Here is a 9525-nt window from a genome sequence, read left to right on the forward strand (position 1 = left end):
CATTTTTAGTGAAGCGATGCTGAGGGCTTAGTAGCGCTCAACCTTGGCTTCGTTTTCCAACTGCTTGCGGTAGGCAGCAAAGTCTTGCTGACCCGAACGCGACGCCAGGAAGCGACGGTAAGAAGCTTTCTCTTCGTCGGTTGGCTTCGCATCATCGTTTACGCCATTGAGGCGCAGTACGACAACGGTGCCATCAGCCAGGCTAACAGTGCTAAAGGTCGGCTTGTCCTTGGCTGCCGGCTTAGGCATGCGGAAGACCGCTTGCAGCACGACAGGATCAATACCGTCCTGACCACGAGTGACGGCTTCATCAACTTTCCACGACTGGCCAGCAACCGGCTGGTTCAACGCCAGCTTGCCATCGCGCAGATCTTTGATGATGCCTTCAGCCTTGGCTTTAGCAGCGCCAGCGGCCTGCTCTTTGACCAGATGTGCATGAATGCTCGAGGCAACGGCTTCCAGAGGCAGTTGCTCTGGCTTAAGGTGCTCTTTAACACGCAGAACCACAACGGTCTCAGGGTCAAGCTCAAGTGCGGTGCTGTTCGCGCCTTCATCCATCACTTCGGTGCTGAATGCGGCTTGAACCACAGCGCGGTTGGCAGCGATGCCTTCGCCACCCTCACGACCAAACGGTGCCGAGGTATGAACGGTCAGGTTCAGCTCTTGCGCCGGCTGGGCCAGATCGGATGCTTCGAAAGCCGAGTCTTCCAGCTGCTTGGTTGCATCGACGAAGCGACGCTCAACCTGCTGGGTTTTAAGATCACGGGTCAGTTTGTCTTTCAAGCTGGCAAAGCTCGGCACTTCTGGTGCCTCAACGCCCAACAGCTTGATCAAGTGATAACCAAAGCTGGTACGCACCGGCTCCGATACCTGATCTTTTTTCAACGCATAGACAGCCGTCTCAAACGTTGGGTCGTAGACACCCGGGCCTGCAAAGCCAAGGTCACCGCCGTTGGCAGCCGAACCCGGGTCTTGGGAGAACTCTTTGGCCAGTGCTTCGAAGCTTTCGCCTTTGGCCAAGCGCTGTTGAATGTCTTCAATTTTGGCTTTGGCTTGCGCGTCGCTGACCTTGTCGTTGACTTCAATCAGGATGTGCGCAGCGCGGCGCTGTTCAGCCAGGTTGGCGATTTCTTTCTGATAAAGCGCTTGCAGCTCATCATCTTTGACTGCCACCTGGTCGAAGAAGGCGGACTTCTTCAATTCGATGTAATCAATCACCACCTGATCAGGGGTCATGAACTCTTTGGCGTGCTCGTCGTAGTAAGCCTTGACCTCGTCATCGCTGACCTTCACCGCAGCTGGATCAGCCTTGATGTTCAGGGTGGCGAAATCACGGGTTTGCTTCTCAAGACGGGCAAACGCGTTCACTTCTTCGTCGGTCACGAAACCGCTGCCTGCCAAACCGGCACGCAACTGACCAATCAGCATTTCCTGACCTAGCATTTCGCGAAATTGCAGACGGCCGTAACCCAGTTGACGAATCACCTGGTCGAAACGTTCAGGGCTGAACTGGCCATTGTCCTGGAACTCTGGTGTTTGCAGGATAACCTGGTCCAAAGCCGCTTCCGAGAAGGAGAACTTGGCCTGGTTGGCGCCTTGCAGCAACAGCTTGCGGTCGATCAACCCTTTAAGGGCTGCATCGTGCAGCATTTTTTCGTCCAGCAATGCAGGGTCAAAATCCTTGCCCAGTTGTTGCATTAACTGACGACGTTGCATGTCGACAGCCTGGCTGAGCTCAACCTGGGTGATTTCTTCACCGTTTACTTTGGCCGCATCCTTGCTGTGAGAGGTGGCTTGAAAAATCGCATCGAAACCGGTCAACGCCATCAACGCGACGATGACACCGATGATGGTCTTGGCAATCCAGCCTTGTGAATTGTCCCTGATATTTTGCAGCATGCTTCCCCCAGAAACGGTCTTGCACAATGAGCAACCGTGGAGCGTGGGTAGAGTCCGGATAGAAGAAAGGCGCATCCGAGGATGCGCCTTCTCGTAACTGGCGGAGCGGACCGGGCTCGAACCCGCGACCCTCGGCGTAACACGTCAACATAACCATCGACGGTACAACCGCTCCGCTGCCAAGCCTGGCGTGCGCCTGACCCGGTTGGGTAAAAAGTGTTACAGAAACTTAGTTAACCGCTTCTTTCAGCGCTTTACCGGCTTTGAAGCCTGGTTTTTTAGCGGCAGGAATTTCCAGCGTTTTACCAGTCTGTGGGTTACGACCTGTGCGAGCAGGACGATCGGTCACAGAGAAAGTACCGAAACCAACCAGTACCACAGAGTCGCCGGCCTTAAGAGCGCCAGTGACGGATTCGATTACTGCGTCCAGCGCACGGCCAGCTGCAGCTTTCGGGATATCAGCAGATGCAGCGATAGCATCAATCAGTTCCGACTTGTTCACTCTAAGTCCCCTTATATCTGTCTGAGTATGTTTCTAAAGTTTTTTGGTAAAGCTAAACGTTTGCCTGAGTATTACGGACACTTATAGAGCCGCTTTATAACAAGGGCTCTATACAGCGTCAAGAAAGCCCCTCAGGCAAATTCGTATTAATGCGTGCTAATTCTTTCCTTAGAGTCAGACTCGCGCTTCTCATCCTTGGCAACAATCTCAGGAGCCACATCTGGCAAGGGCTCCGGGGCGTATTGCAGCGCAATTTGCAGGACCTCGTCAATCCATTTAACCGGTTTAATCTGAAGATCCTGCTTGATGTTGTCAGGAATTTCCTTCAGATCGCGGACATTCTCTTCAGGAATAATGACCGTTTTGATTCCACCGCGATGGGCTGCCAGGAGTTTTTCTTTAAGACCGCCGATGGCCAGTACCTGACCACGCAGGGTAATTTCACCGGTCATTGCAACATCAGCTCGCACAGGAATCAGCGTAAGTGCCGACACCAGTGCCGTGCACATTCCTACACCCGCGCTAGGGCCATCTTTAGGCGTGGCGCCTTCGGGCATGTGAATGTGGATGTCACGTTTCTCGTGGAAATCCAATGGGATACCGAGGCTCTTGGCGCGACTGCGAACCACCGTCAACGCTGCGGTAATGGACTCAACCATCACATCACCCAGCGAACCGGTCTTGATCAACTGGCCTTTGCCAGGCACGACAGCCGACTCAATGGTGAGCAATTCGCCACCCACTTGCGTCCAGGCAAGGCCCGTCACTTGACCGATTTGATCTTCCTGTTCTGCCAAGCCATAGCTGAATTTTCTTACACCGAGGAAGTGCTCCAACAGCTCCGGCGTCACGGTGACGGCAAAGCGTTTTTCCAGCGCATGTTCCTTCACGGCCTTGCGGCAGATCTTCGCAATTTGACGCTCAAGGCCCCGCACACCGGCTTCACGGGTGTAATAACGGATGATGTCGCGGATGGCCGCGTTATCGAAAGCCAGCTCGCCTTTCTTCAAACCATTCGCTTCAATTTGTTTCGGAGCGAGGTATTTGACCGCGATGTTGATCTTTTCGTCTTCGGTGTAGCCCGGCAGACGAATCACTTCCATCCGGTCCAGCAAGGCTGGCGGGATGTTCATGGAGTTCGAGGTGCACAGGAACATGACGTCCGACAGGTCGTAATCAACCTCAAGGTAATGGTCGTTGAAGTTGTGGTTTTGCTCCGGATCCAGCACCTCAAGCAGGGCCGACGCCGGGTCGCCACGCATGTCGCTGCCCATTTTGTCGATTTCATCGAGCAGGAACAGCGGGTTGCGCACCCCAACCTTGGTCATTTTTTGAATCAATCGGCCCGGCATGGAACCGATGTAAGTCCGGCGGTGACCGCGGATTTCAGCTTCATCACGCACGCCACCCAAGGCCATGCGTACAAACTTGCGGTTTGTCGCGTGGGCAATGGACTCTGCCAGCGAGGTTTTACCCACGCCAGGCGGCCCTACCAGGCACAGCACAGGACCGCGAATTTTCTTCACGCGCTTTTGCACGGCGAGGTATTCGAGGATCCGCTCTTTGACTTCTTCCAGGCCGTAGTGGTCGGCATCCAGAATGTCTTCAGCGCGCTTGAGATCCAGACGCACTTTGCTTTGAGCCTTCCAAGGCACCTGTACCAGCCAGTCGATGTAAGAGCGCACGACGGTCGCTTCTGCCGACATTGGCGACATTTGCTTGAGCTTGTTCAGCTCAGCCTGGGCCTTGGTCATCGCATCTTTGGGCAAGCCCGCTTCATCAATGCGTTTTTTCAGCTCTTCGATTTCATTGTGACCTTCGTCACCGTCACCCAGTTCTTTCTGAATGGCTTTCATTTGCTCATTCAGGTAGTACTCGCGCTGGCTGCGCTCCATCTGCTTTTTGACACGGCCACGAATGCGCTTTTCAACTTGCAGCAAGTCGATCTCGGCATCCAGCAACGCCAGCACATGCTCAACCCGGTCTTGCAGGTTGATGATTTCGAGGATTTCCTGCTTTTGCTCGATTTTGAGGGCCATGTGGGCAGACATGGTGTCTACCAGACGGCTCGGCTCATCAATGCTGTTAAGCGAAGACAGCACCTCGGCCGGGACTTTTTTACCCAGTTGTACGTACTGTTCGAATTGCGAGAGCAAGCTGCGTACGAAGACTTCGGACTCACGCTCTGCTACGGCCACTTCGTCAATCAGCGAGACTTCGGCGCTCAGGTAGCCATCTGCCTGGCCGAAGTGCTCCACAGCGCCACGCTGCTCGCCCTCAACCAGCACTTTAACGGTACCGTCCGGCAGCTTGAGCAGTTGCAGGACAGTTGCAATCGTACCTACACGATAGAGCGCGTCTTCGCCCGGATCATCGTCTGCAGGATTTTTCTGAGCCAACAGCAGAATCTGCTTGTCGCCCGTCATCGCAGCCTCAAGGGCCTCGATTGATTTCTCACGTCCCACGAACAGTGGGATAACCATGTGCGGATAAACAACAACATCGCGCAATGGCAGGAGAGGCAATTCGATGGTTGTCTTCATGATTTCGCCTCTACGGCGGCCATAAGGCCGTAATCAGGTGGAAGTAAGCTTGAAGCCAAGATGGGGGCTGTCTCGAAAAAAAACAAGCACTGAGCGACAGGAAAAACAAAGGGGCCCGAAGGCCCCTTCTTTAACACGCAATATGTCATACGCAGCAATACATTTACGCGTCAGGTGCAGCCTTGGCAGCCACTTCGTTGCTTTCGTAAATAAACAACGGTTGGGACTTACCTTCTATAACGCTTTCGTCGATCACCACTTTACTCACCTCGGACTGCGAGGGGATTTCATACATGGTATCGAGCAGTACGCTTTCGAGAATCGAACGCAGACCACGAGCACCGGTCTTGCGCTCAAGGGCGCGCTTGGCCACTGCTTTCAGTGCGTCTGCACGAAACTCAAGGTCAACGCCTTCCATCTCGAACAACTTGCCGTATTGCTTGGTCAGCGCGTTCTTGGGCTCAGTCAGAATCTGGATCAGTGCTGCTTCATCCAGTTCGTCCAGAGTAGCCAGAACAGGTAAACGGCCGACAAATTCCGGGATCAGACCGAACTTGACCAGATCGTCAGGTTCGACTTCACGCAGCGATTCGCCAACTTTCTTGCCCTCTTCCTTGCTGCGAACTTCGGCACTGAAGCCGATGCCGCCGCGAGTCGAGCGCGCCTGCACAACCTTTTCAAGGCCCGAGAATGCACCGCCGCAGATAAACAGAATGTTGCGGGTATCAACCTGCAAGAACTCTTGCTGCGGGTGCTTGCGACCACCTTGAGGCGGTACGGAAGCCACGGTGCCTTCGATCAGTTTCAGCAACGCTTGCTGCACACCTTCGCCGGAAACATCACGGGTAATCGAAGGGTTGTCAGATTTGCGCGAAATCTTGTCGATTTCATCGATGTAGACAATACCCATTTGGGCTTTCTCTACGTCGTAATCGCATTTCTGCAGCAATTTCTGAATGATGTTTTCAACATCTTCACCCACATAACCGGCTTCGGTCAGTGTGGTGGCATCAGCGATGGTGAAAGGTACGTTCAGCAAACGAGCCAAAGTTTCGGCCAGCAGGGTTTTACCCGAGCCGGTAGGTCCGATCAGCAGGATGTTGCTCTTGCCGAGTTCGACGTCGTCGTTCTTTTTGTCACGCTGGTTCAGGCGCTTGTAGTGATTGTAAACCGCTACAGCCAAAACCTTTTTGGCACGTTCCTGACCAATCACGTATTGATCAAGGATGCCGCTGATTTCTTTTGGCGAAGGTAATTTATGCGCGCTGCTTTCGGCTTGGGCTTCCTGCACCTCCTCACGGATGATGTCGTTGCACAAGTCGACGCATTCGTCGCAGATAAACACCGAGGGGCCGGCAATCAATTTGCGCACTTCATGCTGGCTTTTGCCACAGAAGGAGCAATAGAGCAATTTGCCGTTGTCCTCGCCGTTGCGGGTGTCAGTCATTCGATCGATCCAAATCCGATAGGCTTGCAACACAAGATGAAGGCAACTGCGGGCTTTTTCAAGCCCGCAGGTGGTCGGTTAATCCAACCACCTACATTTGAGCTGCTTAAGCGGGCATTTGACGCTTGCTGAACACAGAGTCGATCAAACCGTATTCGGCTGCACGCTCAGCGCTCATGAAGTTGTCACGCTCTGTGTCACGCTCGATGGTTTCCAGCGACTGACCGGTGTGATGGGCCAGCAACGAGTTCAAGCGATGACGGATGTTGAGGATTTCTTTGGCATGGATGTCGATATCCGACGCCTGGCCCTGGAAACCGCCCAATGGCTGGTGAATCATCATGCGCGAGTTAGGCAGGCAGTGACGCTTGCCCGGTGCGCCACCGGCCAGCAGGAAAGCACCCATGCTGCAGGCCTGACCAATGCAGATAGTCGATACGTCTGGCTTGATGAACTGCATAGTGTCGTAGATCGACATGCCTGCAGTGACCGAGCCGCCTGGGGAGTTGATGTACAGATGGATGTCCTTGTCCGGGTTTTCGGCTTCAAGGAAAAGCAACTGCGCAGCTACCAGGTTGGCCATGTAGTCTTCGACAGGGCCTACCAGGAAGATGATCCGCTCCTTCAAAAGGCGCGAATAGATGTCGTAGGCGCGTTCGCCACGAGCAGATTGCTCAACAACCATCGGGACCAGGCCGCCTGCGGCCTGAATGTCAGAGTTCTGCTGAATATAAGAATTGCGGGACATGTCCGGCAGTCACTCCCAAAAAGTCTTGTCTGGAATACGCATAAGCCAGCTCGAGGCTGGCTTATGGTTGTGTTTTCTAACGAATCACAAATCAGTCGGCTTGTGGAGCTTCCACCGGCTTGACAGCTTCTTCGTAAGAGACCGCTTTATCGGTCACCTTAGCCTTCTGCAGAACAGTATCCACAACTTGTTCTTCCAGCACAACAGAACGAACCTCGTTCAATTGCTGATCATTTTTGTAGTACCACGCTACAACCTGCTCTGGCTCCTGGTAAGCGGAAGCCATTTCCTGAATCATGTCGCGAACGCGATCTTCGTCAGGCTTCAGATCGAACTGCTTAACCACTTCAGCAACGATCAGACCCAGTACAACGCGGCGCTTGGCTTGTTCTTCGAACAGCTCGGCAGGCAGTTGGTCAGGCTTGATGTTGCCACCGAATTGCTGAACAGCCTGCACGCGCAGACGATCAACTTCGTTGGACAGCAGTGCTTTTGGCACTTCAATCGGGTTGGCAGCCAGCAGGCCGTCCATTACCTGATTTTTAACTTTGGATTTGATCGCCTGACGCAGCTCACGCTCCATGTTCTTGCGAACTTCGGTGCGGAAACCTTCGATACCTGTTTCTTTGATACCGAATTGAGCGAAGAATTCTTCGTTCAGTTCTGGCAGCTTAGGCTCAGAAACAGTGTTCACGGTCACGGTGAACTCAGCAGTTTTGCCTGCCAGGTCCAGGTTCTGGTAGTCCTCCGGGAAAGTCAGGGTCAGAACGCGTTCTTCGCCTGCTTTAGCGCCAACCAGACCTTCTTCAAAGCCAGGGATCATACGGCCCGAGCCCAGAACAAGCTGAGTACCCTTGGCGGAACCGCCAGCGAATACTTCGCCATCAACCTTGCCAACGAAATCGATGTTCAGTTGGTCTTCGTTCTGAGCAGCACGCTCAGTTACTTCAAAGCGGGTGTTCTGCTTGCGCAGCACGTCCAGCATTTTGTCCAGGTCAGCTTCAGCCACTTCGGCGCTCAGGCGCTCGACGGCGATGGTGTCCAGACCAGTCACTTCGAATTCAGGGAACACTTCGAATGTCGCGATGTATTCCAGATCTTTGCCTTTCTCGAAGACTTTAGGCTCAACCGACGGTGCGCCAGCCGGGTTCAGCTTCTGCTCAACCACTGCTTCGTAGAAGGAAGCCTGGATCACGTTGCCCAGCGCTTCTTGACGCGCATCAGCTTCGTAGCGCTGACGGATCACGCTCATTGGCACTTTGCCTGGACGGAAGCCCGGGATTTTGGCCTTTTGGGCAGTCTGTTGCAGACGCTTGTTGACTTCAGCCTCAATACGCTCAGCTGGCACGCCAATGGTCATGCGACGCTCAAGAGCGGAAGTATTTTCAACAGAAACTTGCATGGATATTCCTCGTTGCACAGACATTAGCCGGCCGTTTCCGACCCCATAATCAAGGGCATGCATTCTAGTGGGTCAAACTCAAGAAGTCACCCTACCCAAATCGCACATAGAAACGACCGGTACATTATTAAGCACAAGCAATGATTTGCTTAACCCGCTCAAAATACACAAACCTTTACACACGACCCCGTTCAGAGCCTTCTATATAGAAGCAGAGAACACACATGCGCCTGACAAACGTCACCCAACACCGCGTGTACCCACCCCTGAACCGCTTAAACTTTTTAAACCAAAAAAAAGCGCATGCCTTTTCAGGTTCTGCGCTTTTTTAGTGTCTGACGAGCAAAATGCCTACCTGGATGCAGCCAATAGACTTAAGCATCAAGGCCTTATGACGACACGACCTTCACACGCGAGGTCGAACTGCAGCCGCTTTTTTAAACGTCAAAAACAAAAACGCCAGATGGTTAATCTGGCGTTTTTTTAAATATGGGGTGGACGAAGGGGATCGAACCCTCGACAACGGGAGTCACAATCCCGTGCTCTACCAACTGAGCTACGCCCACCATATTGCATGTTGCACCTGACTGAACAAACCTTGCTTGATCAGCCGAGCCAGCAATGTATCAATAGGCCACTAGTCAAACCAGTGAACTGAAGATTCACTACCTGTGCGCCAAGTTGCTGATAAAGCCCCTGTTGCACAATAAAAAAGCCGCCACAGGCGGCTTTCTCAATGGTTTCGCACAGCGATACATTGCGAAACCTAATTTGGTGCGGACGGAGAGACTCGAACTCTCACACCTTGCGGCGCTGGAACCTAAATCCAGTGTGTCTACCAATTCCACCACATCCGCATTTCAAACTTTTGAAGCAAAGACGCCAGATTATTAATCTGGCGTCCTTCTAAATATGGGGTGGACGAAGGGGATCGAACCCTCGACAACGGGAGTCACAATCCCGTGCTCTACCAACTGAGCTACG

Annotated in this window: 6 protein-coding genes and 2 tRNA genes; all 8 read right to left on the bottom strand. The window is 53.2% G+C overall.

The genetic code is table 11. The features are described 5' to 3' along the window. Nucleotides 1-27: 27 nt before the first annotated feature. The 8 genes from GHO25_RS08130 to GHO25_RS08165 all read right to left on the bottom strand — a co-directional run bounded on the left by GHO25_RS08130 (nucleotide 28) and on the right by GHO25_RS08165 (nucleotide 9398). Complete coding sequence (locus GHO25_RS08130) at nucleotides 28-1899, bottom strand: SurA N-terminal domain-containing protein (RefSeq protein ID WP_048387292.1); 1872 nt, start codon at nucleotides 1897-1899, stop codon at nucleotides 28-30. A gap of 229 nt (nucleotides 1900-2128) precedes the next feature. After that, the gene (locus GHO25_RS08135; protein ID WP_003183171.1) at nucleotides 2129-2401 is read right to left on the bottom strand and encodes an HU family DNA-binding protein; all 273 of its coding nucleotides are present in this window, start codon (nucleotides 2399-2401) and stop codon (nucleotides 2129-2131) included. Between the two features lie 146 nt (nucleotides 2402-2547). Further along, nucleotides 2548-4944, bottom strand: coding sequence for an endopeptidase La (lon, locus tag GHO25_RS08140; RefSeq protein ID WP_048373033.1), 2397 nt, complete (start codon nucleotides 4942-4944; stop codon nucleotides 2548-2550). A gap of 163 nt (nucleotides 4945-5107) precedes the next feature. Then, nucleotides 5108-6391, bottom strand: coding sequence for an ATP-dependent Clp protease ATP-binding subunit ClpX (gene clpX / locus GHO25_RS08145; protein ID WP_048373032.1), 1284 nt, complete (start codon nucleotides 6389-6391; stop codon nucleotides 5108-5110). Between the two features lie 106 nt (nucleotides 6392-6497). Continuing rightward, entirely contained in the window at nucleotides 6498-7139 is a 642-nt protein-coding gene (clpP, locus tag GHO25_RS08150) for an ATP-dependent Clp endopeptidase proteolytic subunit ClpP (protein ID WP_048373031.1), read from the bottom strand. A 91-nt stretch (nucleotides 7140-7230) separates the two neighbouring features. Next, the gene (tig, locus tag GHO25_RS08155) at nucleotides 7231-8541 is read right to left on the bottom strand and encodes a trigger factor (protein ID WP_048373030.1); all 1311 of its coding nucleotides are present in this window, start codon (nucleotides 8539-8541) and stop codon (nucleotides 7231-7233) included. A gap of 490 nt (nucleotides 8542-9031) precedes the next feature. Then, a tRNA-His gene (locus tag GHO25_RS08160) sits at nucleotides 9032-9107 on the bottom strand. A gap of 206 nt (nucleotides 9108-9313) precedes the next feature. Beyond that, nucleotides 9314-9398, bottom strand: a tRNA-Leu gene (locus GHO25_RS08165). Between the last annotated feature and the right edge of the window lie 127 nt (nucleotides 9399-9525).

This window comes from Pseudomonas sp. FSL R10-1350, assembly GCF_009600525.1.
Lineage (GTDB): Bacteria > Pseudomonadota > Gammaproteobacteria > Pseudomonadales > Pseudomonadaceae > Aquipseudomonas > Aquipseudomonas helleri.